This window comes from Pseudomonas sp. GW456-L12, assembly GCF_059424045.1.
Genome location: NZ_JBWKZA010000009.1, coordinates 82396 through 107324, shown reverse-complemented (window position 1 = coordinate 107324; position 24929 = coordinate 82396). Strand labels below are relative to the sequence as shown.

Sequence of the window (24929 nt, the reverse complement as noted above, 5' to 3'; positions counted from 1 at the left end):
AAGTACCGCACGATTAATTGCTCAGGCCCGCGGGCCTGAGCCTTATCGTCCGCAAGTCTGCCCCCTGTTCCCTGCTTGCCGACGGTAAAGAGATTCCCTTCAGCTGCGTCGTTTTCGTCAACTTTGGAGTGTTTACAACAATGGCAAAAATCGTCGACATCAAAGGTCGTGAAGTTCTCGACTCCCGTGGCAACCCCACCGTCGAAGCGGACGTGCTTCTCGATAACGGCATCATCGGCAGCGCTTGCGCGCCGTCCGGTGCCTCCACCGGCTCGCGTGAAGCGCTGGAGCTGCGTGATGGCGACAAGAGCCGTTACCTGGGCAAGGGCGTACTGAAGGCCGTAGCCAACATCAATGGTCCGATCCGTGACCTGCTGCTGGGTAAAGACCCAAGCGACCAGAAAGCCCTCGATCAGGCAATGATCAAGCTGGACGGTACCGACAACAAGGCCACCCTGGGCGCCAACGCGATCCTCGCCGTTTCCCTGGCCGCGGCCAAGGCAGCAGCACAGGACCAGGACCTGCCGCTGTACGCGCACATCGCCAACCTGAACGGCACACCGGGCGTCTACTCGATGCCAGTGCCGATGATGAACATCATCAACGGTGGCGAGCACGCCGATAACAACGTCGACATCCAGGAATTCATGGTGCAGCCGGTGGGCGCCAAGTCCTTCTCCGAAGGCCTGCGCATGGGCACCGAGATTTTCCATCACCTCAAAGCCGTGCTGAAGGCCCGTGGCCTGAGCACCGCCGTGGGTGACGAAGGTGGTTTCGCGCCGAACCTGGCTTCCAACGAAGACGCCCTGAAAGTGATCTCCGAAGCCGTGGCCAACGCCGGTTACAAGCTGGGCACCGACGTGACCCTGGCTCTGGACTGCGCAGCCAGCGAGTTCTTCGAAGACGGCAAGTACAACCTGTCCGGCGAAGGCCAGGTGTTCACCGCTGAAGGTTTCGCCGACTACCTGAAAGGCCTGACCGAGCGTTACCCGATCATCTCCATCGAAGACGGTCTGGACGAGTCCGACTGGGCTGGCTGGAAGATCCTCACCGACAAGATCGGCGAGAAGACCCAACTGGTGGGCGACGACCTGTTCGTGACCAACACCAAGATCCTGAAAGAAGGCATCGACAAGAAGATCGCCAACTCGATCCTGATCAAGTTCAACCAGATCGGCACCCTGACCGAAACCCTGGAAGCCATCCAGATGGCCAAGGCTGCCGGTTACACCGCAGTGATTTCGCACCGTTCCGGCGAAACCGAAGACTCGACCATTGCCGACCTGGCCGTGGGCACCTCGGCTGGCCAGATCAAGACCGGTTCGCTGTGCCGTTCCGACCGCGTGTCCAAGTACAACCAATTGCTGCGTATCGAAGAGCAATTGAATGGCAAAGCCAAGTACAACGGCCGCAGCGAGTTTCGCGGTTAAGCGGTAGATGGTACAAAGACACCGGATTGGGTCAGAAAAATCGCATCAGCGAGATTTTTGCCACTAATCTGATGCCTTAAGAGCACAAGCCTGGTTCTTCCAGGCTTCGTGCTGTCAGTAGGTTCGAAGTTGTTGGCATGGCTGTCTTTTTTCACTGGATACCCGATATTCGATGCGCAGTCCCAATTGGTTGTTCCTCGTCTTGCTCTTGCTGCTGGCTGGCCTGCAGTACCGCCTCTGGGTGGGGAATGGCAGCTTGGCGCAGGTAACCGACCTGACTCAGCAAATTGCCGATCAGCGCGCTGAAAACGAGCGCTTGCTGGAGCGCAATCGTGTACTCGACGCGGAAGTCATGGAATTGAAGAAAGGCATGGAGACCGTGGAAGAGCGGGCTCGTCATGAACTGGGCATGGTCAAGGAGGGCGAAACCCTCTACCAGTTGGCCCAATGATCCAGTCGTTACCGGCCTTCTGGGCCGTGATTCCTGCCGCGGGCGTCGGTGCCCGCATGGCCGCGGACCGTCCCAAGCAATACTTGCAACTGGGCGGGCGCACTATTCTCGAACACAGCCTCGGCTGTTTCCTCGACCATCCTTGCCTGAAGGGGCTGGTGGTCAGCCTGGCGCTTGACGATCCTTACTGGCCGACCCTGGCCTGTGCCTATGACCCAAGGATTCAGCGGGTCGAAGGCGGTGCTGAGCGTTCCGGATCGGTCCTCAATGCCTTGCTCCATCTGCATGCCCAGGGCGCTGCGGATGAAGACTGGGTGCTGGTTCACGATGCCGCACGGCCGAACCTGTCCCGTGATGACCTGGACAAGCTGCTGAGCGAACTGGCGGATGACCCGGTGGGCGGCCTGCTCGCGGTGCCGGCCCGTGACACCCTGAAGCGGATCGACAAGCACGGACGGGTGCTGGAAACCGTGGACCGCAGCCTGATCTGGCAAGCCTATACGCCGCAGATGTTCCGTCTTGGCGCCTTGCATCGCGCCTTGGCCGACAGCCTGGTGGCGGATGTGGCGATTACCGATGAAGCGTCGGCAATGGAATGGGCCGGTCAGGCGCCACGCCTGATCGAAGGGCGTTCGGACAACCTCAAGGTGACCCGTCCGGAAGACCTGGAGTGGCTGCGCCAGCGTTGGGCCAATCGCCACTGAGCGTAGCTTTTCGCGGGCCCCTGTAGCCGCTGCCGCAGGCTGCGAACGGTCCGGAACGGGACGCGTTTTTTGTAGTCGTCATGTACTTCAAGCCGATCGACCGCGTTGTCCGCTATGACGGGTATTGCGTAGCCGATCGCAGCCTGCCGCAGCGGCTACGGATCAATCCTTGTACTCCGGCCGTTTGGCCAACCCCTCCTTGAGATAGTCCACCAGCTTGCGCACCTTGGGCGACAGATGCCGTTGTTGCGGATACAGCGCCCACACCGCGGTATTCGGCGGCTGATGCGCCTCGAGCAGGGAAATCAGGCTGCCCTGATGCAAATGCTCCAGCACGTAATAATCCGGTAGCTGGCAGAGGCCAACCCCCTGTAGCGCTGCATCCAGCACGGCCTGCCCGCTGTTGCAGCGCCAGTTGCCTTGCACCCGCTGGGAGAACTCGCGGCCGTCCTGCTCCAGTTGCCAGATGTCCGAGCTGCCGATCAGGCAGTTGTGGCGACTCAATTCCGACAGGCTGTGGGGGCGGCCGTAGCGTTCCAGGTAGGACGGCGAGGCGCAGAGGTACATGCGGCGTGGCGCCAGGCGGGTCGCCACCAGTCGTGAGTCCTGCAGGCGACCGAGACGAATCGCCAGGTCCAGGCCCTCGTGCACCAGGTCCAGGGGCCGGTTGCTCAGTTCGATATCCACCCGCAGTTGCGGATAAAGCCCCATGAAACTGGTGACCAGCGGCACGATAAACCGCTCGCCGTAAGCCACCGCACAGGTCATGCGCAGCATGCCCTTGGGCTCGCTGGTCAGGTCGCCGACGGCGCGCAATGCCTCTTCGCGCCCGTCCTGCAGGCGCTGGCAATGCTGCAAGAACGTCTGTCCGGCCTCGGTCAGGGTCACTCGGCGGGTACTGCGATACAGCAGGCGGGTCTGCAGCCGTTCTTCCAGGCGGACGATCTGCCGGCTGATATGGGAAGACGACACCCCGAGGCGCTCCGCGGCGGCGGTGAACTGGCTGCACTCGGCCACGGCGACGAATTCGTCGATGCCTTCCCAGCGGTTCTCGTTCATGGTGATTATCCCTGTACAGCAATAATGTTTTGCTTTTGTCCGGATTATTCATCGTCAGGCGCTGTTTTACACTCCCTGTCTCGTTTTTATTCGCTGGAGACCCAGGATGATCAAGTCGCGCGCTGCCGTTGCCTTCGAGGCCAAGAAACCCCTTGAGATCGTTGAAGTCGATGTCGCCATGCCCAAGGCTGGCGAGGTGTTGTTGCGGGTCGTCGCTTCCGGCGTGTGCCACACCGACGCCTACACCCTGTCCGGCGCCGATCCGGAAGGCATCTTCCCGTCGATCCTCGGTCACGAAGGCGGTGCCGTGGTCGAGGCCATCGGCGAGGGCGTGACCTCGGTGGCCGTGGGCGATCATGTGATCCCGCTGTACACCCCGGAATGCGGCAAGTGCAAATTCTGCCTGTCGGGCAAGACCAACCTGTGCCAGGCGATCCGCGCCACCCAGGGCAAGGGCCTGATGCCGGACGGCACCACCCGTTTCTCCTATAAAGGCCAGCCGATTTTCCACTACATGGGCACCTCGACCTTTTCCGAGTACACCGTGTTGCCGGAAATCTCGGTGGCCAAGATCCCTAAAGAAGCGCCTCTGGAAAAAGTCTGCCTGCTGGGTTGCGGCGTCACCACCGGGATCGGCGCGGTGATCAATACCGCCAAGGTCAAGGCCGGCGATACCGTGGCGATCTTCGGTCTGGGCGGCATCGGCCTGTCGGCGGTGATCGGTGCCGTGAAAGCCAAGGCTGGCCGGATTATCGCCATCGACATCAACCCGGCCAAGTTCGAGATCGCCAAGCAGCTGGGCGCCACCGATTGCGTGAACCCGAAAGACTTCGACCGGCCGATCCAGGAGGTCATCGTCGACATGACCGACGGCGGCGTGGACTTCTCCTTCGAGTGCATCGGCAACGTGCAGCTGATGCGTGCCGCACTGGAGTGCTGCCACAAGGGTTGGGGCGAGTCGGTGATCATCGGCGTGGCCGGTGCCGGCCAGGAAATCTCCACCCGTCCGTTCCAGCTGGTTACCGGTCGCGTCTGGCGCGGTTCGGCGTTCGGTGGCGTGCGTGGCCGCTCCGAGTTGCCAAGCTATGTGGAAATGGCCCAGAGCGGCGAAATCCCGTTGGATACCTTCATCACCCACACCATGGGGCTGGAGGACATCAACAAGGCCTTCGACCTGATGCATGAAGGCAAGAGCATCCGCACCGTCATTCATTTCTAAGGAGCAGTGGCAAGCTGCAAGCCGGAAGCTGCAAGAGCGATCACCGCCAACTTGCAGCTTGAAGCTTGAAGCCTGCGGCTGAAATGCCCATGAGTCTGGAAAACCTGTCCTGCCAGAAAAGCTTCGGCGGCTGGCACAAACGCTACAAGCATCATTCCGAGGTGCTGGGCTGCGACATGGTGTTCGCCGTGTACCTGCCGCCGCAGGCGGAGCAGGGCGGCAAGCTGCCGGTGCTGTACTGGTTGTCCGGCCTGACCTGCACCGACGAGAACTTTATGCAAAAGGCCGGTGCCCAGCGTCTGGCTGCCGAGCTGGGATTGATCATTGTCGCGCCGGATACCAGCCCGCGTGGCCCTGGCGTGCCGGGCGACCCGGATGGCGCCTGGGACTTCGGTCTGGGGGCCGGATTCTATCTGAATGCCACCCAGCAGCCCTGGGCCGAGCATTACCGCATGCATGACTATGTGGTGCAGGAGCTGCCGGCATTGGTCGAGGCGCATTTTCCGGCTTCGGACAAGCGCGGCATCAGTGGGCACTCCATGGGCGGCCACGGTGCTCTGGTCTGCGCGTTGCGCAATCCGGGGCGCTACCAGTCGGTGTCGGCCTTCGCACCGATCAGCAACCCGATGGATTGCCCGTGGGGGCAGAAAGCCTTTTCCCGTTACCTGGGCGAAGAGCGCTCCCGTTGGCGCGAATGGGATGCCAGCGTGCTGATCCAGGAAGCCAGCGAAAAGCTGCCGTTGTTGGTGGACCAGGGCGATCGTGACGATTTCCTGGCCAATCAGCTCAAGCCCGAAGTGCTGCAACAGGCGGCGAAAGCCGCGGGTCATCCGCTGACGTTGCGTCTGCAACCCGGCTACGACCACAGCTATTTCTTCATCGCCAGCTTCATCGGCGACCACCTGCAGCATCATGCGCGCGCTCTGAGCGGCTAATGTCCGCCAAAGCAGGTAGAATCACGCCCTGACTCAATCAGGGCGTTTTTTTATGCGTATTGGCCACGGCTACGATGTGCACCGTTTCGCTGAAGGCGATTTCATCACTCTGGGCGGCGTGCGTATTGCACACAGCTTCGGGCTGCTCGCCCACTCCGACGGCGACGTGCTGTTGCATGCTCTGAGCGATGCCTTGCTGGGTGCTGCCGCACTGGGCGACATCGGCAAACATTTCCCGGACACCGATCCGCAGTTCAAGGGCGCCGACAGCCGCGCGCTGTTGCGTCATGTCGTCGCACTGATCCATGCCAAGGGCTGGAAGGTCGGCAACGTTGATAACACCATCGTGGCCCAGGCGCCGAAGATGGCCCCCCATATTGAAACGATGCGCGCGCTGATTGCCGCGGATCTGCAAGTCGAGTTGGATCAAGTGAACGTCAAGGCCACCACCACCGAAAAGCTCGGCTTCGTCGGGCGCGAAGAAGGCATCGCCGTGCATTCCGTTGCCTTGTTGCTGCGCGCATGAACGAACTGCAACTGTTGGGCCCGCGGGCCTATGGTGAAGCCCTGGGTAACGCGGTACTGAAGGCCACCGCCGAAGACTTCCAGGTCGACGAAGTCCTGGACATTCCCCTGACCGGCGAAGGCGAACACCTGTGGTTGTGGGTGGAAAAGCGCGGCCTGAACACCGAAGAAGCGGCGCGGCGGATTGCCAAGGCCGCGGGTGTGCCGCTGCGCACCGTCAGCTATGCCGGCTTGAAGGATCGCCAGGCGCTGACCCGGCAGTGGTTCAGTGTGCAGTTGCCCGGCAAGGCGGATCCCGATCTGTCGGCGGCTGAAAACGACACGCTGAAGATCCTCAAGCTGACCCGCCACAAGCGCAAGCTGCAACGCGGCGCCCATGCGGCCAACGGCTTTACCCTGCGCCTGACCGAATTGAAGGCAGACAAGGCGGGGATCGAGGAGCGCCTGCAATCGATCGTCAAACACGGCATCCCCAATTATTTCGGCGCCCAGCGTTTTGGCCATAACGGCGGTAATCTGGTCGATGCCCGTGATTGGGCCGCCCGCAAGGCCTTGCCGGAGCAGCGCAATGTACGTTCGCGGCTGCTTTCCACCGCGCGCAGCTATCTGTTCAACCGGGTGCTGGCGGCGCGCGTGGCCGATGGCAGCTGGCAACGGGCCCAGGTCGGCGACCTGCTGGCCTTCACCGACAGCCGCAGTTTTTTCCCGGCCGGCGAAGCCGAATGCAGCGATCCGCGTCTGGCCATCCTCGACTTGCACCCGACCGGCCCGCAGTGGGGCGAAGGCGAATCGCCGGCCGCCGGGGCGACCCAGCTGCTGGAACAGCAGGTGGCTGCCGACGAAGCGGATCTGCGCGATTGGTTGATTAAAGCCGGAATGAGCCACGAACGTCGCATCCTGCGGCTGCCCATTGGCGGGTTGACGTGGCATTATCCCGAGCCTGACATTCTGCAACTGGAATTCGTCCTGCCGGCCGGATGCTTCGCCACCGTATTGGTGCGTGAACTCGTCGATCTGGTGCCGGTGGGGCAGACGGACAGCCCATGCGTATTCTGATTTCTAACGACGATGGTGTAACAGCACCCGGTCTCGCCGCGCTTCATGCTGCGCTGGCGGATTACGCCGAGTGCGTGGTGATCGCCCCGGACCAGGACAAAAGCGGCGCCAGCAGCTCGCTGACGCTGGACCGGCCGTTGCACCCGCACACCTTGAGTAACGGTTTCATCAGTATCAATGGCACCCCCACCGATTGCGTGCACCTGGGCCTCAACGGGCTGCTGGAGCGCGATCCGGACATGGTCGTGTCCGGAATCAACCTCGGGGCTAACCTGGGTGACGACGTGCTGTATTCCGGCACCGTCGCCGCGGCCCTGGAAGGGCGTTTCCTGAATCTGCCGGCGTTTGCCTTTTCGTTCGTTTCGCGTCAGGTGGATAACCTGCCGACGGCTGCCTATTTCGCCCGCAAACTGGTCGAGGCCCACGGGCAGCTGGATCTGCCACCACGTACCGTGCTGAACGTGAACATTCCCAATCTGCCCCTTGATCATATTCGTGGCATTCAGTTGACTCGCCTGGGCCATCGCGCCCGGGCGGCGGCGCCGATGAAGACGGTCGACCCGCGCGGCAAGGCCGGTTATTGGATCGCCGCAGCAGGGGACGCCGAGGACGGCGGCCCGGGTACGGACTTCCACGCCATCATGCAGGGCTATGTGTCGATCACGCCGTTGCAGCTCGATCGCACCTTCAATGATGCCTTCAGAAGTCTTGATGGCTGGCTGGAGGGGCTGCGCTGATGGCTCGCGAGCAGGACGATTTGTTGCGTCGCGGTATCGGGATGACTTCCCAGCGTACCCGTGAGCGCTTGATCCAGCGTCTTTACGATGAAGGCCTGTCCAACGCCCAGGTACTGGAAGTCATTCGGCGTACACCGCGGCATCTGTTCGTCGACGAGGCCCTGGCGCATCGCGCCTATGAAGACACGGCCCTGCCGATCGGGCACAACCAGACGATCTCGCAGCCTTATATGGTGGCGCGCATGAGCGAGTTGCTGCTGGCGGCCGGCCCGTTGGACAAGGTGCTGGAGATCGGCACCGGGTCGGGTTACCAGACGGCGGTATTGTCGCAACTGGTGGAGCGGGTGTTCTCGGTCGAGCGCATCAAGGTGTTGCAGGATCGGGCCAAGGAGCGTCTGGTCGAGCTGAACCTGCGCAACGTGGTATTCCGCTGGGGCGACGGCTGGGAAGGCTGGCCGGCGCTGGCGCCGTACAACGGGATCATCGTGACGGCGGTCGCCACCGACATCCCCCAGGCCCTGCTGGACCAATTGGCGCCCGGTGGCCGGATGGTGATTCCAGTCGGTGCCGGCGAAGTGCAGCAACTGATGCTGGTCATTCGTGAGGAGCAGGGGTTTTCACGGCAGGTTCTCGGCTCGGTTCGCTTCGTTCCCTTGCTCAACGGGCCATTGGCCTGAGCATTTGTTTGGAACGGGTGAATTCTGTTTGATCGGCTTGGTCTTACAGCTTGATCAATCGGTTAAGTAACCTTGAACCCTGATCGATATGCTGATGCCTGCCGATTTCGCTTTGCCGGGAATAAAGCGTGGGTGGCCGGTTATACTTGCGACACTTCATGCCTGAGCCAGGCACTAATTATCTTCAACCACCACAAAGGGAGCGGCGGGTGAGTCTCACAGTCATTGCGCAGCGTATGGGTACAACAAGCTTTCAGCGACTGGTGATTGGCCTTGTCTTGAGTTCTCTGTTGGTCGGCTGTTCGAGCAATAAGTCGAGCAGCGCCCGGGTCGTCGATCGCACCAGCGCGGTACCGCAGCGCCCGACGGTGACCACGGGGCAATACACGGTTCGTCGCGGCGACACCCTGTTCTCCATCGCCTTCCGTTATGGCTGGGACTACAAGGCCCTGGCCGCGCGCAACAATATTGCCGAGCCGTACACCATTCACCCGGGGCAGACCATCCGCTTCGACGGCCGCTCGGGCTCGGCCCCGACAGCCGTGGTTACAAAGTCGGCTTCCAGTGCATCTTCTTCAAGTAAAACCACGGTAATTCGTCGTCCGGCAGGGGCCGCGCCAACGATTGCGAGCCAGCCCGCGCCGGCTCCATTACCGCCTGCAGGCCCCGCGCCAAAGGGCTGGGGCTGGCCTGCGAACGGTATTCTGATTGGAAAATTCTCTTCAAACGGTAGTTTGAATAAAGGCATTGATATCGCCGGGGATTTGGGACAGCCTGTTTTAGCTGCGTCTGATGGGACGGTGGTTTACGCCGGGAGTGGCTTAAGGGGCTACGGCGAACTGGTCATCATCAAACACAGCGATACCTACGTCAGTGCTTACGGCCACAGCCGTAGGCTGTTGGTTCGGGAGGGGCAGCAGGTCAAAGTCGGACAGACAATTGCCGAAATGGGATCAACTGGTACAGACCGGGTGAAACTGCACTTTGAGATTCGCCGACAAGGTAAACCTGTAGATCCGCTGCAATTCCTGCCACGTCGTTGATCCGTTACCAAGCCTGTTCCGTCACGTAGAGGGAACAGGTTCCAGCGTTGCCAAGGATAAAGGCGTCGCTTGAGCCTGAGGTCGAACTCACCAAAGGACTATAACAATGGCTCTCAGTAAAGAAGTGCCGGAGTTTGACATCGACGATGAAGTTCTCCTTATGGAGACGGATATCGCCACTGATTCGATGTCGAATGAGGGATCTGCTGTACCTTCAGTTCGTGCCAAATCCAAACACTCCGCTTCATTGAAACAACACAAATACATTGATTACACGCGAGCGCTCGACGCGACGCAGCTGTATCTCAATGAAATCGGCTTTTCCCCATTGCTCTCTCCGGAAGAAGAAGTTCATTTTGCGCGTCTGTCGCAAAGTGGCGATCCGGCCGGGCGCAAGCGCATGATTGAAAGCAACCTGCGTCTGGTGGTGAAAATCGCCCGACGTTATGTCAATCGTGGGCTTTCGCTGCTGGACTTGATCGAAGAGGGCAACCTCGGTCTGATCCGGGCGGTGGAGAAGTTCGATCCGGAGCGCGGTTTCCGCTTCTCGACCTATGCCACCTGGTGGATCCGTCAAACCATCGAACGGGCAATCATGAACCAGACCCGGACTATCCGGCTGCCGATTCATGTGGTCAAAGAGCTCAACGTCTACCTGCGGGCAGCACGGGAGCTGACACAGAAACTCGACCATGAACCCTCCCCTGAAGAAATCGCCAACCTGCTGGAGAAACCGGTAGGTGAGGTCAAGCGCATGCTGGGCTTGAACGAACGGGTTTCTTCAGTCGACGTCTCGCTGGGTCCGGATTCGGATAAAACCCTGCTGGACACCCTCACCGACGATCGTCCTACCGATCCGTGCGAGCTGCTGCAGGATGACGACCTGTCGCAAAGCATCGATCAGTGGCTTTCCGAATTGACCGACAAGCAGCGTGAAGTGGTGGTTCGCCGCTTCGGCTTGCGCGGCCACGAGAGCAGCACCCTGGAAGATGTGGGCCTGGAGATCGGGCTTACCCGAGAGCGGGTACGCCAGATCCAGGTCGAAGGTCTCAAGCGTCTGCGTGAGATCCTCGAGAAGAACGGTCTCTCCAGCGAGTCGCTGTTCCAGTAACGGCACGAGCAATCCTGCCGTGAAAAGCCCCGACACGTTCGGGGCTTTTTATTGGGTAATCGATAGGAGTCAGATGAAATAGGCAGGCGCATGTTCAATAGCTGAACGAGCATGTAAGTAAAGGCTGACTCTTTCGTAAGTGTTCGGTTTTTATGCGGTATGAAAGTTGTCTGTTTGATCTGAGGTTTTTAGTTATATTATTGATTTATAACAACTTATTTTAATGCTTAGAGCAGTGTTCGACACGTTTTCTACCTGTCAGTGCCATTGCTCTGTCATGGAAACTCTCTAATATCAGCCCTGTGTCGACGGATAGACACAGCCATCAAGGATGATGGTCAGGACATCGCAGGACGCGATTCATCAGGACGATGAAAAGGAACACAGGGACTAGGGAAAAAAGGTGGGCGGGTCATACCGCCCCTTTTTTTGCCTGCGTAAAAGTGAATCCGGAACAGCAAAAAGGCCCGCAACGGGCCTTTTTGGGGAACGCGAGGTAATCAGCGTTCGAGATCCTTGATCTTGCCTTTGACGCCATCCCACTCTTCGGCATCGGGCAGGGAATCTTTCTTTTCAGTGATGTTGGGCCAGATCTCGGCCAGCTCAACGTTCAATTGAATGAATTCCTGCATCTCTTCTGGAACTTCGTCCTCGGAGAAGATCGCTACAGCGGGGCATTCAGGCTCGCACAGCGCGCAATCAATGCACTCATCCGGGTGAATCACCAGGAAGTTCGGGCCTTCGTAAAAGCAGTCCACCGGACAGACTTCTACGCAGTCGGTGTACTTGCACTTGATGCAGTTGTCGGTGACGACGAAGGTCATTTCTAATTCTCTCCTCAGGCGGCGGCAGCGGAGCCCCTTCAGGACGGGGTCGCCAGGTTCGGGAGCGATAGTCTGCGGACCAGGCTAATAGTCCGCAGCATCCCAAACCGCGCGAGATTCTAACAGCTTGAAAGCATCAGCGTTAGATGCGTGTCTTCAATGTATAGAGCATTTCCAGTGCCTTGCGCGGGGTCATGTCGTCCAGATCGAGCTTGGCCAGGTCATCGAGTACCGGGTGCGGCAGGCTGGCGAACATGTCGCTTTGCTGCGGGACCGAAGGCTTGCCCGCTACCGGAGACGGCGCTTCATGGGGCAGGCTGGTGGTCTCCAGGCGACTCAGGTGCTCGCGGGCGCGGACGATCACATCGCTCGGAACCCCCGCCAACTGGGCCACGGCCAGGCCATAGCTCTGGCTGGCAGGACCTGGCAGCACGTGGTGCAGGAACACGATACGTTCGTTGTGCTCGGTGGCATTGAGGTGCACGTTGGCCACCAGAGGTTCGTTTTCCGGCAGGACGGTGAGCTCGAAGTAGTGGGTGGCGAACAGGGTGTACGCCCGCAGCTGGGCGAGACGTTCTGCCGCAGCCCAGGCCAGGGACAGACCATCGAAGGTACTGGTGCCGCGACCCACTTCGTCCATCAGCACCAGGCTGCGCTCGGTAGCGTTATGCAGGATGTTGGCGGTTTCGCTCATTTCCACCATGAAGGTGGAACGACCGCCAGCCAGGTCGTCACTGGAGCCGATCCGAGTAAAGATCCGGTCCACCAGAGACAGCTCGCAGCTCGCTGCCGGCACGAAGCTGCCGATATGGGCCAGCAGCACGATCAGCGCGGTTTGCCGCATATAAGTGGATTTACCACCCATGTTCGGGCCAGTGATTACCAGCATCCGGGTCTGATCGTCCAGGCTCAGGTCGTTGGCCACGAACGGCGTGGTCAGGACCTGCTCGACCACCGGGTGGCGACCCTGGGTGATGCGCATGCACGGCTCGCTGACGAAGCGCGGGCAATTGAGGTCGAGATTCAGCGCTCGTTCGGCCAGGTTGCTCAGCACGTCCAGCTCAGCCAGCGCCCCCGCGGTGTCCTGCAACGGCGGCAGGTGACCGATCAGGGTTTCCAGCAAGGCTTCGTAGAGCATCTTCTCGCGGGCCAGGGCGCGGCTCTTGGCGGATAGCGCCTTATCCTCGAAGGCCTTGAGCTCCGGAGTGATGAAGCGTTCGGCGCCCTTGAGGGTCTGGCGCCGGATGTAGTCCGCCGGGGCCTGTTCCGCCTGTTTGCTTGGCAATTCGATGAAGTAGCCGTGAATCCGGTTGTAGCCGACTTTCAGGTTGGCCAGGCCGGTACGGGCCTTTTCCCGGGCCTCCAGGTCGATGAGGAACTGGCCGGCGTTTTCGCTCAGCGATTGCAGCTCGTCCAGCTCGGCGTCGTAACCGGTCTTCAGCACGCCGCCATCGCGGATCACCGCCGGCGGGTTGTCGATGATGGCTTTCTCCAGCAGCGCGGCCAGTTCCGGGTAAGTGCTGGTGGTCACGGCCAGTTGGCTCAGGTGTTCGGCCTCGAGTTCGGTCATCGCCACTTGCAGTTCCGGCAGCGCCGCCAGGGCATCGCGCAGGCGCGCCAGGTCGCGGGGGCGGGCGTTGCGCAGGCCGATACGGGCGAGGATCCGCTCGATGTCGCCGATCTCCTTGAGCTGCGGTTGCAGCCTTTCGAAACGGTAACCGTCCAGCAGGCAGCCAATCGAAGTCTGTCGCGCCTGCAGGACTTTCAAGTCGCGCAGCGGGCGGTTCAGCCAGCGGGTCAGCAGGCGACTGCCCATGGCGGTCTGGCAACGGTCGACCACCGACTGCAGGGTGTTGTCGCGGCCGCCGGCGAGGTTGGTGTCCAGCTCCAGGTTGCGCCGGCTGGCGCCGTCGAGCACCACGGTGTCGTCCAGGCGCTCGTGACGCAGGCTGCGCAGGTGGGGCAGGGCGGTGCGCTGGGTTTCCTTGGCATAGCTCAGCAGGCAGCCGGCGGCGCCGATGGCCAGGGTCAGGTTCTCGCAGCCGAAACCCTTGAGGTCCTGGGTGGAGAACTGCTGGCACAGGCTCTTGTGGGCCGAGTCTCGTTCGAAGTCCCAGGGCGCGCGACGGCGCACGCCACGGCGTTTTTCCGCCGGCAGGCCTTGCGGCCAGTCGTCCGGGATCAGCAGTTCCACCGGGTTGATGCGTTCCAGCTCGGCCAGCAGGTTTTCCCAGCCCTTGATTTCCAGGACCGTGAAATTGCCGCTGGTGATGTCCAGCACCGCAAGGCCGAACAGGCGCTCGTCGCCCAGCACCGCCGCGATCAGGTTATCCCGACGCTCGTCGAGCAGGGCCTCGTCGCTGACGGTCCCCGGGGTGATGATCCGCACCACCTGGCGCTCCACCGGGCCCTTGCTGGTGGCCGGGTCGCCGACCTGTTCACAGATCACCACCGACTCGCCGAGCTTCACCAGCTTGGCCAGGTAACCTTCGGCGGCGTGATAAGGAATCCCGCACATCGGAATCGCCTGGCCAGCCGACTGCCCGCGCGCGGTCAGGGTGATGTCCAGCAACTTGGCGGCCTTCTTTGCGTCTTCATAGAAGATTTCGTAGAAGTCACCCATGCGATAGAACATCAGCTGGTCAGGGTGCTGGTTCTTGAGGCGCCAGTACTGCTGCATCATCGGCGTGTGGGAGGACAGATCGGTGAGCGCTTTATTCATCGGGTCGTCAGGTTGATTCGTTGAAAGGGTGGGCAAAGCAGAGGGCATGTGCCCGGCTTTTTCGCGATGGGCGCAAGGTTACCATGGGCGGTCCGACCTTCGCAGGGATGAACCCGGCAGGATTTCGGGTGTTTTATGCATGAATATGCATTTTAGCATTTGCCGTCGGCGAAAATAACCCGCAATATGCGTATTATGCAAAAGCGCAACGTTTCTACCGTCTTAAGAGAGCTGCTCGATCGCGATGGCATTTCCCCCACGGAACTCCATCGGCGTACCGGTGTGCCTCAATCCACCCTTTCGCGGATCCTCAGCGGCAAGATTGTCGATCCTTCGGACAAACACATCTCGCGGATCGCCGAGTACTTCCTGGTGAGCACCGATCAACTGCGCGGGCGTGCGGCTGTCGCTCCTGCCCGGTCGGCCGATCCGCATTCGGAACTCAAGGACATAAGTCTGTGGGACGACGATACCCCCGTCGATGACGACGAGGTGTCGGTCCCCTTTCTTCGCGAGGTTGAATTGGCTGCGGGATCAGGAAGATTCGTCATCGAGGAAAGCGAGCGCTCCAGCCTGCGCTTCGGCAAGCGCAGCCTGCGGCACAATGGCGTGCAGTTCGACCAGGCCAAATGCGTGACGGTCCGCGGCAACAGCATGCTGCCGGTGCTGCGCGACGGCGCCACGGTGGGGGTCAATGCCGGCAAGTGCGGTATCGGCGATATCATCGACGGCGACCTGTATGCCATCAACCACAACGGCCAGCTGCGGGTGAAGCAGCTCTATCGCCTGCCTTCCGGTATTCGCCTGCGTAGCTTCAACCGCGACGAACATCCGGATGAGGACTACAGCTTCCAGGAAATGCAGGAAGAGCAGATCGTCATCCTCGGTCACGTCTTCTGGTGGGGCATGTACGCCCGCTAACCGCAGCCCATAACGCCAAAGCCCGCCATCGAGCGGGCTTTTTTGTGCCCGCGGAAAACCCTCCACGCCTTTATTTATGCGGTGCTCATGCGCAGATGCATTTGTCGCGCATAAATAAATGCATTTGTGCATTGACTGCATATGCATCCATGCATATTATTCGTTCCAAGCCGCCCGACAGCGGCGAGCAACACCGCTCTTTAGTGGCAAAAGCAAAGGCAGCGATGAACCGGCCTCGACGGTTCAGAGGGTTGGCAACTGACCCGGGTGTGCAGCGTAAAGCACCGTGAACAGTTATCCGGCGGACAGGGTCGCGGTCGGAGGAACAATTTGAATGGATCCGTACCGCGCCAGTAGCGCCGAACGATCAGGTCCCCTTGAAACTGGACCGCATTACTGAAAAGCCCGGGCGACCGGGCTTTTTGGAATGCCTACCTACCGTGGGCCATGCCGGGATATGCACCGTTGATACACAAGCCAATTGATTACCGGGCCAGCGCATTGGCCTTTTCCACTCAGGAGGAGTGACATGACAAACGAGCAACAAGCGTTGCTGGACATGCCCATCTGGCTTGTCATCGTCCTTGCCCTGGTGGGTGGGGTGTCCGGCGAAATGTGGCGCGCCGACAAGGAGGGCGCCCGCGGCTGGTTGCTGCTGCGGCGCCTGGCCCTGCGCTCCGGGGCCTGCGTGATCTGCGGGGTCTCGACCATCATGCTGCTGTACGCCGCCGGCGTATCGATCTGGACCGCCGGCGCCTTCGGCTGCCTGACCGCCATGGCGGGCGCCGATGTGGCCATCGGGCTCTACGAGCGCTGGGCGGCCAAGCGGCTCGGTGTGTGTGAGGTGCCGCCCAAGGATCCCCGCTCGGACGCCTGAACAACCGCCACAAGCATTCGTTCATTCATTAAGTCGACCCTGCCGCCTTATCCACGTGGATATCTACCCGCCTGACGCAGGATGCGTACTCGTATTGAACGGCACTCAATCAACCCTCCCTGCCGGGAGGTGCCAGATACGGCCCAGCGTCGTACACCCATTCGTTTCAAAGAGAGGCAAACCATGATCCCAATCGACTACAACAGCTACCGCACCCTCGCGCCCTACAACAAGCGGGTGCGTTTCCTGGTGCTGCATTACACGGCGCTGAACTTCGAGGCGTCGGTCAAGGCGTTGACCACCGGTGCGGCGAGTGCCCATTACCTGATCCCGGCGCTGCAGGATCCGACGTATCAGGCCGCGGGTTTCCAGGAGCAACGAATTTTCAACCTGGTGGCCGAAGAAGACCGCGCCTGGCATGCCGGTGTCAGTGACTGGGCCGGTCGCAGCGGCTTGAACGACACCTCCATCGGCATCGAGATCGTCAACGAGGCCACCGACGTCAATGGCGTCTTCACCTTCCCTGATTACGAACGCTCCCAGGTCGAGGCGCTCAAGCAACTGGCCCTGAATATTCTCCAGCGTTATCCGGACCTGTCGCCGAAAAACGTGGTGGGCCACTCCGATATCGCGGTGGGCCGCAAATCCGATCCGGGCCCCAAGCTGCCCTGGAAAGAGCTCTACAAAGCCGGCATTGGCGCCTGGTACGACGAGCCGACCAAGAAGAAATACGTCCAGCAATTCCGCGCCGCGGGACTGCCCGAGCGTGCCGAAGTGCTCAAGGCCTTCGCCACCTATGGCTATGGCGTGCCGGCCCAGGCAACGGATGACTTCTTCCAGTCGCTGGTGCGGGCGTTCCAGATGCACTTCAGGCCGAAGAACTACACCGGGAAACTGGACGTGGAAACCTGCGCGATCCTGTATGCGCTGAACGAGAAGTACGCCTGATTCGATCAAGGCGAATCGCTCGCAGGGCTGGGGCTCCATCGAAGGTGATGCCGGATCCATCCGTTGCATCACCCATCCCGTCCCTGACGTCGCTCGCCGACCTGGCGATCAAGAATCCTGCCCAAATCGACATTCGCTGTTCCTCCACCTCGCGCGACATCCGCAGCGCTCCTGCGCAACTTCAACCCCTGCTATCTGAACAGGAGGCCTCTCTATGCCCGCAGTCATCGACAAGCCGTCGCAGCTGTTTTTCGCCATTGCCGAGACCCTGCGAGGGGCTGGCTTTGGCCTCAAGGTTGGCAGTCACCAGGACTTTGATGGAGTGCTCGATCAAGCCTGGGTGTTGATTGCGATCGAGCGCGATGCCCCGGGCATGCGCAGCCAGGAAGGGCGTGTCGCCCATGTCCTGACAGTCTCGCTGCAAGCCGTGGCGGCTGTGGGGGGCGAGCGGTCCGGGTTCGAGCCTTGTGATCTGGCGAGTGCGCTGAAGGACCTGGCCACGGATAACCGCTGGGGGCTGCCGGCAGCGCAGTGCGACTTGCCGATGAACCTCGAGGGCCTGCCCTCGACCCTGATTCGCGGTGAGCAGCAGCACGCGGCCTGGACGCTGTCGTTCACCCAGACGCTGTACCTCGGGCAGCCCTTGCTGGACGACCCGACCGGCATACCGAAGTTCGCCCGCACCTGGGAAGTCTCGAACATCGACGACCCCGACCAATACCAGGCACTGGAGGGCTGAGCCATGTTTGACGAGCTGCTGCGCATGCAGCTGGGCCCGATCATCGAGCGGCTGGCCGAGATGGAAACCGAACTCGATGACTTGCACCGGCGGGCGGAAAACCATTGCCGTATCGGTGTGTGCCAGGCGGTCGATGCGGCCAGCAACACCTGCCGGGTTAGCCACGGAGAGCTGCTGACCCCGGCGATCCGCTTCTTCAACCCCAGCGCCGGCGCGCAAAGCGAATCGCGCATTCCCTCCGTGGGCGAGCAGTGCCTGCTGTTCAACTACGGTGGCGGCGACGGCGGCGCGCAGTCGGTGGCGCTGTTCGGCCTCAACTGCGACCGCTTTCCACCGGTGTCGACCCTGGCCGCGCTGACCCGCCGCCAATACGCCGATGGCACCCAAAGCAGTTATGACGATGCCGGCCATGTCTTGAGCTGGAGCAATGGCCCGACCGCGCTCACCGCCTCCCGCGAGGCGGTCGAGTTGAGCATCGGGCCCGCCCGGCTGGCGATGAGGCCCGAGGCGATCGAGCTGCGGCTGGGCGCGGTCGGCATCTTGCTCGACAGCGCCGGCATCCACTTCAGCGGCCCCTTGGTGGAACACCAGGGCCGCGTTATCAGCCCTTGATTAAGAGGCTTCCCATGATTGGAGTCGATAGAAACACCGGCGCCGCGGTCGATGACTGGCTGCAGTTCGTGCAGCGCGCGACCCGCGCCCTGACCACGCCGCTGGGCACGCGGCAGAAGCGCCCGTTGTACGGCTCGCTGATTCCCGACCTGCTGGGCCAGAACCTCGGCGATGACTTGCTGATCCTCGCTCAGAGCCATGCGGCGCAGGTGTTCTATAACGAGCAGAACGGCATCGGCGATTTCGAGCCGCAGGTCATAGTCGCCAGCCGGCGCGGCGCCGGGCTGCTGTTGCGCTTCGCCGGCACCTGGAAAAACCGCCAACAGACGTTCGAGGTCGTGACATGAGCATGCTGATACCCGGTGAACACCAGTTGGCCGAGCCGGCCATTGTCACAGTCGAAGAATTCGAGCCACTGCTCGCCGAGTTCAAGGCCTTCGTCGTCGATTACGTGGCCCAGCGTTCCCCCGCCAATGCGCAGAAGCTGCAGGCCAGCCTGGCCAACGAAAGCGAGCTACTGACCCTGGCGCTGGAAGCCTTTTGCCTGCGCCTGCAAACCCATGAGCGCAAGTACAACGCCCGCATCAAGCAGATGCTGGCCTGGTGGGCCACCGGCAGCAATCTCGATGCACGGCTGGCGGACATGGGCCTGGAGCGGCAGTTGCTCGACCCGGGCGATCCGGCGGCCTTTCCGCCGGTCCCCGCGGTCTATGAAAGCGATCAAGATGCGCGCCTGCGCTACTACCTGGCGCCCCACGCGCCGGCCGCCGGTTCGCGCATGCAGTACCGCCGCGAAGTCTTCACCCTCGGCGAGCGGCCAACAGTGAAGGTGGACTCCACCGAGGCGGGCGTGGTGACCGTCACCTACACCTTCGACCCGGACGGTTTCGCCGCTCAGGTCAAGGATGGCAACGGACGCCGTACCGCGCCGGGCGAAGTCCAGGTCACCGTGCTCTCGCGGGAAGGCGACGGCACCCCATCCGAGGACCTGCTCGAAGGCGTGCGCAAACACTTTGCCCGACCGGACGTGAAGCCGGAAACGGACCGGGTGACGGTGCAGGCGGCACAGATCAAGCCCTACAAGATCCGCGTGGTGGCCAAGATCAACCCGGGCCCCGATTCCGGACTGACCCAGCTCGCCACGCAGCAGCAATTACAGGCGTACGCCGACAGCTGCCATCGCCTGGAAGGGCGGGTGGATCCGAGCTGGATCGATTACACGCTGCATACGGCAGGAGCGGTACAGCTGGAGATTCTCGAGCCGGTGCAACCGATCGTGACCACGGCTTTCCAGGCGCCGTATTGCACGGAGGTTGAAGTGGAGGTGCGTACCCTATGAGTGACGACACTGTTCGCTTGAGCCTGCTGCCGGCCAACAGCTCAGCGCTGGAAAAGGCCCTCGATCTCGGTTTCGCCCGCTTGCTCGAACGTGTGGACCCGCCTTTTCCCCAACTGATGAGCCCTACCCAGACTCCTGTGGACTTCTTGCCTTATCTGGCGGCAGATCGCGGGGTCAACGAATGGGATGCGGGAGCCAGTGAGGCCGAAAAGCGCCTCACCGTTTCGCTGTCCTGGCAGATCCAGCGGCAGGCCGGGACCCACAAGGCCCTGAGCCACGCCGTCGAGTCCCTGGGCTTCATGCCCAACATCGCGGCCTGGTACGAACAGCGACCGCAGGGACATCCCTATACCTTCGATGTGCAGGCAATCATTGTCCGCGACTGGTCCAGCGGTGATCACAACCGCTTGATACGCCGCATCAACGCCGCCAAGAGCGAGCGCGACGACGGCACCATCACCATCGTTCATCAGACCACAGGCGGGATACGGCTAGCGGCGGGGGCCGATCCCGGTTTGAGCATCGGCGACGACAGCCAGCCTGGGGCCTTGCCCGAGGTCAAGCTGCGCGGCTCGCTGACCATGAGCGGCGGCATGGATACAGCGCTGAGCGATGGCGAACTCTTTCTTGATGGAGTGCTGCCTGAATTCGAGCTCGGCGCTCGCCTTAACAGTGCCGGGGTTTCCCAGCACTACACCATTAACGACTACGACCTCAGGGCGCAGCTATGACAGAAGACATTACGCGCTTGGTTCGCTTCACTTCCGCCGGTCTGGATGAAGTGTTGGCGGCAAAGAACCAAGGCTTGAAAGGGGAGATCACCCATATCGGCGCCGGTACCGGCCGCTACAACCCGGACGGTACGGAAACAGCCCTGCGCGATGAGCGCCAGCGGGTGGCGATCGTGGACTACGAGGACCTGGGCTCGCGCCAGTTGCGGATGGCAGCGCTGTTCGACGGTCCGGACGAATACGAGATCGGCGAGTTCGGTTTCTACCTGGCCAGCGGCACCCTGCTGGCGGTGTATTCGGTGGCTGGAAAGTTGCTGACTTACAAGGCTGCTGCTGCCCGGGTGCTGCAAAAGTTCACCCTGGATATTTCACCGTTGCCGGCAGACAGCGTGACGGTGGTTGTAGGGGCTGAAAACCTCAATATCTTGATAAGTGAGGAGATCACTGCTCTTGCGACTGCGAACATCGACAATATGGCGCGCCATGTTGATTTGATGTTTCGTGTCATGTCGCTGGAAGCCAAATAAGAAGAGTAGGTGGCAAGTGCTACTCGTTTTTAAGTTTATTTCATAATTAAGTCTGCAACGGGTGTGCCTGTTCTTGAACGGTGCGCAAGCTAATCAATAGCAAAAGGATTTTAAACGTGAGTCTAGAAACTACAGTCGCATCGTTGGTGACGGCGGCAAACAATTTGACCTCTGTCGTCAATGGGAAAATTGGCAGTATCAACAGCACCATGGCCACGGCCTTGGCTCAATTTAATGAATGGCGAAGCCAGAAAGATATTGAAGGTGACCCGGCGGTGCTAGGCACCATTCGCCGTAATGTACTGCAAGGACACGTCTATGGCACCGGGGGCTTGCAGGGGACTTCGGCGGAGGGTGATTTCGTACCGACCGATCTGGGCACCATCACAAATGTTTATATGCATTTCCAGGTACCTTTGAATATCAATGTGAACTCGGAAATGTTCTGGTTTAATATCAAGGGCTACAGTTACGGAACTGCGAAAATTATCGACGAGACGTTGGTAGGGTACTGCTATCAACCAACCCGGGTTCTACAAAATGTATCGACATTCGGGAACATGACACCTGCTGTTTATGTTGATGTAAATGGCAATATTGTGATGCGTATTCTCGTTCCGAGTATTTATTATACAACTATACGCATTGACACGATGCGTGTGGGTAATGGCCGTCTGTTCAAACAGGGCGACCTGAAAACAAAATTGTCATTGGCTGAAACCGTTGTTTTTAGTTAAGGAACCGAAATGACCGATACAACCGTAAACACAGAGTTTTCGCTGGCGCTGTCGACACCTGAAATCGAATGGGCCGCCATCCGTACTCGTCGGGACCAGCTTCTGCGGGCTACTGACGTTACCCAACTGGCGGATTACCCGGCCAGTGAGGCACAACGAGCTGAAGTAGCGGCATACCGCAAGGCTTTGCGAGATATTCCCCAGCAGGGAAAGGTTCCCTCCGAACTGATTTGGCCTGAACTGCCGGACTTCATGAAGTAACCCCACCGCGAAAGCGGTTTTTTTTCGCCCGCACAAAGCCCCGCAGAGGGGCTTTGGCGCTTTTGCGTCTGGAGAAATTCATACATGTCCATCCGCCAGCAATACACCGTCCTGGTGCCGTTCCCCACCGGCGGCGGCCACTGGTCGAAGGTCGATCAACAGCTCGACCTGCTCGACGTCGAGGCCAGTGCCTTGCGTGCCGCCGGTCGCCTGGAACTGACCAGCGCCCTCGCGGCGCGCCAACCGGCCGAACTGGCCACTCCATCCACCGCGGCCAAAAAAGCCGCTGCCAAGAAGGCTGAATAACCATGGCTGAGGTTCTGAACTTCGAGCACAACGGCATTACCGTCAATGCCACCGAATCCCCCGAGGCCATGGGTGGCCTGGGTGACAACGTCATCGGTCTGGTCGGCACCGCGCCGAAGGCCGACCCGCTGATTCCGCGCAATGCGCCGTTCCGCATCAACAGCTTCACCACCCAGGCCCTGCTGGACCCGACCGGTGCTGAGTCGGGCACCCTGTTCCAGGCGGTGTACCAGATCCTCAAAGTGGTCAAGGTCCCGGTCTATGTGGTGATCGTCGAAGAGGGCGCGACCCCGGCCGACACCGTCAACAACGTGATCGGCGGCGTCGACGCCACCACCGGCCGCAAGCTCGGCCTGGCTGCCCTGGGCAGTGTCCCGGAAGACCTGACCATCATCGGCGCGCCGGGCTTCACCGGTACCAAGGCGGTGGCCGGTGAGTTCGCTGCCTTCGGCAAGCGCATCAAGGCCCGTGTGGTGCTCGACGGCAAGGACGCCTCGGTCGCCGATCAGGTGACCTACAGCAAGGAACTGGGCGGCGCGGACCTGGGTTTCGACCGTTGCCTGGTGGTGCACAACATGCCGGCCGTGTACTCCAAGGCGGCGAAGAAGAACGTGTTCCTGGCGCCGTCGAGCCTGGCTATCGCCGCGCTGGCCAAGGTCAAGCAGTGGGAGAGCCCGGGCAACCAGGTGACCTTCGCCGAAGACGTCTCGCGGACCGTGGAATACAACATCCTCGACACCTCGACCGAGGGCGACCTGCTCAACCGCTACGGCGTCAGCTACTACGCCCGCACCGTGCTTGGCGGCTTCTCGCTGCTGGGTAACCGCTCCATCACCGGCAAGTTCATCAGCTATGTCGGCCTGGAAGACGCCATCAGCCGCAAGCTGGTCAAAGCCGGGCAGAAAGCCATGGCCAAGAACCTGACCAAGTCCTTCATGGACCAGGAGGTCAAGCGCATCAACGACTGGCTGCAGACCCTGGTCGCCGACGAAACCATCCCGGGCGGCAGCGTGTATCTGCACCCCGAGCTGAACAGCGTCGAGAAGTACAAGAACGGTACCTGGTACGTGGTCATCGACTACGGCCGCTACGCGCCGAACGAGCACATGGTGTATCAGCTCAACGCCCGCGATGAAATCATCGAGCAGTTCCTGGAGGATGTTCTCTAATGTTTACCAACCGCGTAAGACAGGCCATCGCGGCCACCCTGCAAGGCTTGCCGTTGTCGGCGACCGTGGAAGAGTTCACCCCGCCGAAGATCGAATTCGAAATGGAAGCGATGACCGGTGGGCGCTTTATCGCCGAAGAAATGGCCAAGAGCGGCAAGGCGCTGACAGCCACCCTCAAGCTGCAGGGCCTGGGGCCGGAAATCATGCTGGCGCTGGGCGTGAAGCTGGGTGACGACATCCTGCTCAATGTCCGCGAGGCGGGCCAGGACCAGGATGGCAAGACCTGGTTCACCTACCACACCGTGGGCGGCAAGCTGAAATCCCTGGCCGAAACGGCCATGAAGATGAATGAAAAACCCACCACCACCCTGGAACTCGCCTGCCGTACCTACAACCGCATCGAGAACGGCGTACCGGTGATCGACATCGACGTGCGCACCCAGAAGTTCGTGCTCAGCGGCGTCGACATCCTCGGCGACGCCCGTCGCGCGGTGCTGATGCCGTAACCCTCGCAACACCCTTTGCAATACCCCCTGCAACACTCTTGTAGGAGCGAGCTTGCTCGCGATGGCAATGCAACAACCACATCACAGTCGTCGCTCAATCCCCAATCGCGAGCAACTCGCTGCTACCCCCTTTATCAAGGAATTCATTCATGTCCTGGACGCCTCCGATCCATGTCCTGCTGTGCCCGATTACCGCTGACGACGAGTCGCAGATCGCGCAGATTCAGCTCAAGCCATTGTTCTACGCCGCGCAGAAAGAAGCGCTGGCCCGCGCCGGCGATGATGAGGACGATCAGTTCTTCGAGCTGGCGAAGCTGGCCACCGGGTTGTCGGCCAATGAGCTCGACCAGCTCAAGCGGCCGGACTACGTGAGCATCGCGCAGTACGTCCATGACATGTCGACACGCCCGGCTGCGTACTTCCTCCAGCAGGGCGCCGAGCCTGAAACGGCCAGCGACACCCCTGGCGATACCTCGGCGCAGGGCGACCTGGACCAGGTGAACCTGCTGTTGCCACTTGAAGTGGCGGGCCAGCGTCTGACGTCCCTGACCCTGGAAATGCCCGCGTTGCGAGCGACCAAGGTGATGAAGAGACTCAAGACCACCAAGGAGCGCGCCGAGTTCATCACCGCGCATTGTACCGGCCTGATGCTGCCCGACCTGGCGCTGCTCAGCGTGCCTGACTGGACGCAGCTGCAAGAGCGCATCGACGATTTTTTAAACAAACCGGCGGCCTTCTTTCGGAGCGCGACATCGAAGTGATA

At 60.8% G+C, this 24929-nt stretch carries 29 protein-coding genes; 26 read left to right on the top strand and 3 right to left on the bottom strand.

Going from position 1 to position 24929, the window contains the following annotated elements; all coding sequences use genetic code 11:
* Positions 1 to 140 precede the first annotated feature (140 nt).
* From eno to ispD, 3 genes are all read left to right on the top strand, one after another.
* Positions 141 to 1430, top strand: coding sequence for a phosphopyruvate hydratase (gene eno / locus AC07Y9_RS14260; RefSeq protein ID WP_009042397.1), 1290 nt, complete (start codon positions 141 to 143; stop codon positions 1428 to 1430).
* A gap of 172 nt (positions 1431 to 1602) precedes the next feature.
* The gene (ftsB, locus tag AC07Y9_RS14255) at positions 1603 to 1881 is read left to right on the top strand and encodes a cell division protein FtsB (protein WP_007924039.1); all 279 of its coding nucleotides are present in this window, start codon (positions 1603 to 1605) and stop codon (positions 1879 to 1881) included.
* A complete protein-coding gene (gene ispD, locus AC07Y9_RS14250; protein WP_102680046.1) occupies positions 1878 to 2585 on the top strand; it encodes a 2-C-methyl-D-erythritol 4-phosphate cytidylyltransferase in 708 nt (235 codons plus the stop codon). Before ftsB ends, ispD begins: the two co-directional genes overlap by 4 nt.
* Before the next feature lie 162 nt (positions 2586 to 2747).
* Here ispD and AC07Y9_RS14245 read toward each other — a convergent pair whose 3' ends face one another.
* On the bottom strand, positions 2748 to 3644 hold the full coding sequence (locus tag AC07Y9_RS14245; protein ID WP_007924036.1) for a LysR substrate-binding domain-containing protein: 897 nt from the start codon (positions 3642 to 3644) through the stop codon (positions 2748 to 2750).
* A 106-nt stretch (positions 3645 to 3750) separates the two neighbouring features.
* Between AC07Y9_RS14245 and AC07Y9_RS14240 the strand changes: the two genes are divergently transcribed.
* From AC07Y9_RS14240 to rpoS, 8 genes are all read left to right on the top strand, one after another.
* Positions 3751 to 4863, top strand: a complete 1113-nt coding sequence (locus tag AC07Y9_RS14240; protein ID WP_007924035.1) for an S-(hydroxymethyl)glutathione dehydrogenase/class III alcohol dehydrogenase — start codon at positions 3751 to 3753, stop codon at positions 4861 to 4863.
* Positions 4864 to 4946: 83 nt separating this feature from the next.
* Positions 4947 to 5798 carry an S-formylglutathione hydrolase gene (fghA, locus tag AC07Y9_RS14235; RefSeq protein WP_162094495.1) on the top strand — a complete coding sequence of 284 codons (852 nt, stop codon included), beginning with the start codon at positions 4947 to 4949 and terminating at the stop codon, positions 5796 to 5798.
* Between the two features lie 52 nt (positions 5799 to 5850).
* Positions 5851 to 6324, top strand: coding sequence for a 2-C-methyl-D-erythritol 2,4-cyclodiphosphate synthase (gene ispF / locus AC07Y9_RS14230; protein WP_007924033.1), 474 nt, complete (start codon positions 5851 to 5853; stop codon positions 6322 to 6324).
* Positions 6321 to 7379: a tRNA pseudouridine(13) synthase TruD gene (gene truD / locus AC07Y9_RS14225; RefSeq protein ID WP_102680045.1), complete on the top strand. Its 1059-nt coding sequence runs from the start codon at positions 6321 to 6323 to the stop codon at positions 7377 to 7379. The genes ispF and truD overlap by 4 nt, the downstream gene beginning before the upstream one ends.
* Positions 7367 to 8116 carry a 5'/3'-nucleotidase SurE gene (surE, locus tag AC07Y9_RS14220; protein WP_007924030.1) on the top strand — a complete coding sequence of 250 codons (750 nt, stop codon included), beginning with the start codon at positions 7367 to 7369 and terminating at the stop codon, positions 8114 to 8116. Before truD ends, surE begins: the two co-directional genes overlap by 13 nt.
* A 41-nt stretch (positions 8117 to 8157) precedes the next feature.
* Positions 8158 to 8793, top strand: a complete 636-nt coding sequence (locus AC07Y9_RS14215; protein ID WP_172963011.1) for a protein-L-isoaspartate(D-aspartate) O-methyltransferase — start codon at positions 8158 to 8160, stop codon at positions 8791 to 8793.
* A 209-nt stretch (positions 8794 to 9002) separates the two neighbouring features.
* Positions 9003 to 9836: a peptidoglycan DD-metalloendopeptidase family protein gene (locus tag AC07Y9_RS14210; protein WP_007924027.1), complete on the top strand. Its 834-nt coding sequence runs from the start codon at positions 9003 to 9005 to the stop codon at positions 9834 to 9836.
* Positions 9837 to 9942: 106 nt separating this feature from the next.
* Positions 9943 to 10947, top strand: a complete 1005-nt coding sequence (gene rpoS, locus AC07Y9_RS14205) for an RNA polymerase sigma factor RpoS (RefSeq protein WP_007924026.1) — start codon at positions 9943 to 9945, stop codon at positions 10945 to 10947.
* A gap of 500 nt (positions 10948 to 11447) precedes the next feature.
* On the opposite strand, the gene fdxA is transcribed toward rpoS, so the two are convergent.
* Both fdxA and mutS read right to left on the bottom strand, forming a co-directional pair.
* Entirely contained in the window at positions 11448 to 11771 is a 324-nt protein-coding gene (gene fdxA / locus AC07Y9_RS14200; protein ID WP_007924025.1) for a ferredoxin FdxA, read from the bottom strand.
* 142 nt (positions 11772 to 11913) lie between these two features.
* A complete protein-coding gene (gene mutS / locus AC07Y9_RS14195) occupies positions 11914 to 14493 on the bottom strand; it encodes a DNA mismatch repair protein MutS (protein WP_009042404.1) in 2580 nt (859 codons plus the stop codon).
* A 186-nt stretch (positions 14494 to 14679) separates the two neighbouring features.
* Between mutS and AC07Y9_RS14190 the strand changes: the two genes are divergently transcribed.
* The 15 genes from AC07Y9_RS14190 to AC07Y9_RS14120 all read left to right on the top strand — a co-directional run bounded on the left by AC07Y9_RS14190 (position 14680) and on the right by AC07Y9_RS14120 (position 24927).
* Complete coding sequence (locus AC07Y9_RS14190; RefSeq protein ID WP_173679781.1) at positions 14680 to 15414, top strand: LexA family transcriptional regulator; 735 nt, start codon at positions 14680 to 14682, stop codon at positions 15412 to 15414.
* A gap of 529 nt (positions 15415 to 15943) precedes the next feature.
* On the top strand, positions 15944 to 16291 hold the full coding sequence (locus AC07Y9_RS14185) for a phage holin family protein (protein ID WP_007924020.1): 348 nt from the start codon (positions 15944 to 15946) through the stop codon (positions 16289 to 16291).
* A 183-nt stretch (positions 16292 to 16474) separates the two neighbouring features.
* Positions 16475 to 17239, top strand: a complete 765-nt coding sequence (locus AC07Y9_RS14180; RefSeq protein WP_007924015.1) for an N-acetylmuramoyl-L-alanine amidase — start codon at positions 16475 to 16477, stop codon at positions 17237 to 17239.
* Between the two features lie 214 nt (positions 17240 to 17453).
* Positions 17454 to 17978, top strand: a complete 525-nt coding sequence (locus AC07Y9_RS14175) for a hypothetical protein (protein ID WP_102680044.1) — start codon at positions 17454 to 17456, stop codon at positions 17976 to 17978.
* A 3-nt stretch (positions 17979 to 17981) separates the two neighbouring features.
* The gene (locus tag AC07Y9_RS14170; protein ID WP_007924013.1) at positions 17982 to 18590 is read left to right on the top strand and encodes a phage baseplate assembly protein V; all 609 of its coding nucleotides are present in this window, start codon (positions 17982 to 17984) and stop codon (positions 18588 to 18590) included.
* Between the two features lie 14 nt (positions 18591 to 18604).
* Entirely contained in the window at positions 18605 to 18937 is a 333-nt protein-coding gene (locus tag AC07Y9_RS14165; protein WP_102680043.1) for a phage baseplate protein, read from the top strand.
* Positions 18934 to 19929, top strand: coding sequence for a baseplate J/gp47 family protein (locus AC07Y9_RS14160; RefSeq protein ID WP_102680042.1), 996 nt, complete (start codon positions 18934 to 18936; stop codon positions 19927 to 19929). Before AC07Y9_RS14165 ends, AC07Y9_RS14160 begins: the two co-directional genes overlap by 4 nt.
* Entirely contained in the window at positions 19926 to 20660 is a 735-nt protein-coding gene (locus AC07Y9_RS14155) for a phage tail protein I (RefSeq protein ID WP_102680041.1), read from the top strand. The genes AC07Y9_RS14160 and AC07Y9_RS14155 overlap by 4 nt, the downstream gene beginning before the upstream one ends.
* Positions 20657 to 21187 carry a hypothetical protein gene (locus tag AC07Y9_RS14150; protein WP_102680040.1) on the top strand — a complete coding sequence of 177 codons (531 nt, stop codon included), beginning with the start codon at positions 20657 to 20659 and terminating at the stop codon, positions 21185 to 21187. Before AC07Y9_RS14155 ends, AC07Y9_RS14150 begins: the two co-directional genes overlap by 4 nt.
* Before the next feature lie 116 nt (positions 21188 to 21303).
* The gene (locus tag AC07Y9_RS14145) at positions 21304 to 21924 is read left to right on the top strand and encodes a hypothetical protein (protein ID WP_102680039.1); all 621 of its coding nucleotides are present in this window, start codon (positions 21304 to 21306) and stop codon (positions 21922 to 21924) included.
* Between the two features lie 9 nt (positions 21925 to 21933).
* Positions 21934 to 22185 (top strand): tail fiber assembly protein, encoded by a 252-nt coding sequence (locus tag AC07Y9_RS14140; RefSeq protein ID WP_102680038.1) that lies wholly within the window; start codon positions 21934 to 21936, stop codon positions 22183 to 22185.
* 84 nt (positions 22186 to 22269) lie between these two features.
* Positions 22270 to 22491 carry a hypothetical protein gene (locus tag AC07Y9_RS14135; RefSeq protein WP_102680037.1) on the top strand — a complete coding sequence of 74 codons (222 nt, stop codon included), beginning with the start codon at positions 22270 to 22272 and terminating at the stop codon, positions 22489 to 22491.
* Between the two features lie 2 nt (positions 22492 to 22493).
* Positions 22494 to 23660 (top strand): phage tail sheath protein, encoded by a 1167-nt coding sequence (locus AC07Y9_RS14130; RefSeq protein ID WP_007924004.1) that lies wholly within the window; start codon positions 22494 to 22496, stop codon positions 23658 to 23660.
* Positions 23660 to 24166 (top strand): phage major tail tube protein, encoded by a 507-nt coding sequence (locus tag AC07Y9_RS14125; protein WP_009042415.1) that lies wholly within the window; start codon positions 23660 to 23662, stop codon positions 24164 to 24166. The genes AC07Y9_RS14130 and AC07Y9_RS14125 overlap by 1 nt, the downstream gene beginning before the upstream one ends.
* 149 nt (positions 24167 to 24315) lie before the next feature.
* Positions 24316 to 24927, top strand: a complete 612-nt coding sequence (locus AC07Y9_RS14120; protein WP_102680036.1) for a phage tail assembly protein — start codon at positions 24316 to 24318, stop codon at positions 24925 to 24927.
* Positions 24928 to 24929: the final 2 nt, after the last annotated feature.